The sequence below is a fragment of the Alcanivorax sp. P2S70 genome, assembly GCF_000475295.1.
GTDB classification, from domain to species: domain Bacteria; phylum Pseudomonadota; class Gammaproteobacteria; order Pseudomonadales; family Alcanivoracaceae; genus Alcanivorax; species Alcanivorax profundi.
The window spans coordinates 1-2,813 of the sequence record NZ_AXBZ01000069.1 but is presented as its reverse complement, the minus strand read 5'-3'; the positions used below and the strand labels follow the sequence as shown (position 1 = coordinate 2,813).

2 protein-coding genes and 1 pseudogene are annotated in these 2,813 nt (G+C 59.9%); 2 read left to right on the top strand and 1 reads right to left on the bottom strand.

From position 1 onward, the window contains the following. Positions 1–468: pseudogene (locus Q672_RS34260) on the top strand (hypothetical protein); the annotation flags it as partial. A 55-nt stretch (positions 469–523) separates the two neighbouring features. Then, positions 524–961: a MerR family transcriptional regulator gene (locus Q672_RS32725; RefSeq protein WP_031227119.1), complete on the top strand. Its 438-nt coding sequence runs from the start codon at positions 524–526 to the stop codon at positions 959–961. Here Q672_RS32725 and Q672_RS32720 read toward each other — a convergent pair. Beyond that, positions 958–2,813, bottom strand: a 1,856-nt coding sequence (locus Q672_RS32720; RefSeq protein ID WP_022986763.1) for a cation:proton antiporter, incomplete at its 5' end; no start/stop codon positions are given. The genes Q672_RS32725 and Q672_RS32720 overlap by 4 nt on opposite strands.

Sequence of the window (2,813 nt, the reverse complement as noted above, 5' to 3'; positions counted from 1 at the left end):
CCACTGGCCCTGTGGCTGGCGCAATGCAGTGGTCTGCCCTGTGAGCAGACCGCCCTGGAATATCAGATTGAGCCGACGCCACCGGCACTGTGGCAGCTGATGGTGGTGCCTGCTTCCTCTCTGCCACAAACCGTTGCCGGGCTTCAGAAGGTGCTGGGCGATGATCCCTGGCTCGCATGGCTGGTTGGCGATGCGGCGCTGGCCAGGCAGATGTGTCAACAGGTCGATACGATACTGGTGACGACCTGGCTACACCATCAGGACAACATGTCGTTAGCCGATGTGGCACTTAAGTGTTTTCTGGCGACCGTGTCCCGGGACTCGGTCTCCAACGGGCCAGGAAACAAATTTCTCGATTCCCTGTCAGACTTATTGGGTGCAGCCACCTTGTCCGCTGCAATCCATCAGTACTTCCTGAGGCGTGATGAAGCAGTCCCCGAGGCATTGGGTGACTGGAGCGAGGAATAGCCGGGAAGCATGTCGGTCAGGTATGTGGCCGGTGATCACAGAAGGAGTCAGCGATATGCGGGTGTCCGACCTGGCAAGACAGGCCAATACCACCACCGAAACCGTTCGCCACTACACGGATATTGGGCTGTTGCAGCCGCAGAGAGACCCCGGCAATGGCTATCGGCAGTACGACCGTGAAGATCTACGCTTACTCAGTTTTGCCATCAAGGCCCGTTCTCTGGGCTTTACCTTGACCGATATCCAGTCGCTGGCGCAGGCGTCGCGACAGGGTGAGACACCTTGCGGGAATGTCCGTAGCTTGATCGAAACCCGGTTACAGGAAGTCGAAGAGCGTATTCAGGAACTGCAAGCGCTGAGCGGGAGGATGCGTGCAGCCATGGCCCAGTGGCAGGGCGCGCCGGATTGTCACCTGGAAGATGGCAGGGTCTGCGGACTCATCGATGCCTTTAGCGACGACGAGGCCACACGACCCGAGGGCTCACCGGCTTAGCCCGGTAAACCCTTTTCCTTGCTGTCTCCAGCGTCCTTCGGTTTGTCCTTGTCTGAAGAGATGCGTTCTGCGGCCGCTTCCGCACGTGCTTCAGCCTTGGCTTCTTCTTTGGCCACGTCTTCTTTCACCAGGCCCAGGATGTGCCAGCCTGCTCGGGGCTCGGGTTTGCCTTCTGCGGTGAAGATGTGGATACGGTCACGGGAATCAATGGCAAACAACGGCCAGACCTGACGGCCACTGGTGTTCAAATACGCGTCGAAGTCGAACTCTTCAGTAATTCGGGTTTTGCGAATTTCGGCCCCCTGACTCAACAGGCTGGCCAGCCGCGCATAGCTCATCTCGGGGCCAAACAGGGTGGCACCACGATGTTCAGGCGCCACTTCGTGTTTCACCTCTTTCTCGGACTTTGGCGTGGGCAAGCTGAAGATGTTCTGCTCGCCGAATTCCAGCCGATAACGCATGGTCGACATGGTGTTCAGCTCACGGCGCGGGCTCAGGCCAAGCAGCTTGCCGCAGCCCACCAGATCCAGGTATTGGTCTGCATGCTGGGACACCGGGTTACCATAGAACGTACCCAGGCCTTCCATGCGCGCGGCCCGGATCGATTCCCAGCTGGAATCGGTGACCGTCACCGGGAAGTTGTTCTTTTGCAGGGCAGCGCCCACCGCACGCGCGACCGGGTTCGCACCGACAATGAGGAAGCCGCGGGGGGCCGGCTCGGCGACTTTCAACAGCCGTGCCAGCGGGCGGGCGGTGAGGCTTTGCAGGGCAACGGTGCCGATAATGACCATAAAGGTCAGAGGTACCAGCATTTCCGCACCGGCAACCCCGTTTTGTTGCAGTCGCTCTGCGAACAGGGCCGAAATGGCCGCTGCCACAATGCCACGTGGCGCAATCCATGCCAGTAGCGACTTTTCACGCCAGTTCAGCGATGAGCCAACGGTGGAGATCAATACAGACATCGGGCGAGCGACCAACTGGATGATGACCAGCACGGCGAGCGCAGTGAGGCCGAGTCTGCTCAGCTCTTCCATCTGCAGTCGTGCAGCCAGCACGATAAACAGCCCGGATATCAACATCACCGACAGGTTCTCCTTGAAGTGGAGAATGTCGTCGGTGCGTACCCCTTTGCGGTTAGCGAGGACGATACCGGTGGCGGTCACGGCAACCAGCCCGGATTCTTCACTCAAGCCGTTGGCCAGTACGAATTCGCCAACCACGAAGGACAGCACCAGAAAACTGCGCAGGTATTCAGGGATCAGATGTCGACGCAGCAGTTCGGCCAGAGCCAGTGCCACGGCGCCACCAATGGCCGCCCCGACAGCGATGGTCTGGAAGAACAGCCACAGGGTATGTAGCAAGGCACCGTCCTGCCCGGTGGCGACCACCAGCTCGTAGGCCAGTACGGCCAGAATCGCACCGATCGGATCGATCACGATGCCTTCCCAGCGCAGCAGTCGTGAGACACTGCTGACCGGGCGCACACTACGCAGTAGCGGCACAATTACGGTAGGGCCGGTAACGACCACCAGCGCGCCAAACAGCAAGGCAAGCCCAAGCGGCAACTTCAACAGCCACCATGCCGAGACGGTCACCACAGACCAGGTGACCAGAGCACCCCAGGTAACCAGTCGCCGAACCGTCTTTTCCAGCCCCCGGATCTCGTCAAACCGGAGGGTCATGGCGCCTTCAAACAGAATAATGGAAACCGCCAACGACACACCAGGCAGCAGCAGGTCACCAAACAGGGTTTGAGGGCTGAGGACACCGGTAGCGGGGCCCAGGGCCAGACCGGTCAACAGCAGGGGCAAAATGGCAGGCAATTTGATCCGCCAGGCGAGCCACTGGCAGG

Bases quoted from the DNA above. Each gene is read 5' to 3' on its own strand.
- Q672_RS32725 (WP_031227119.1), top strand. From the start codon at position 524: ATGCGGGTGTCCGACCTGGCAAGACAGGCCAATACCACCACCGAAACC.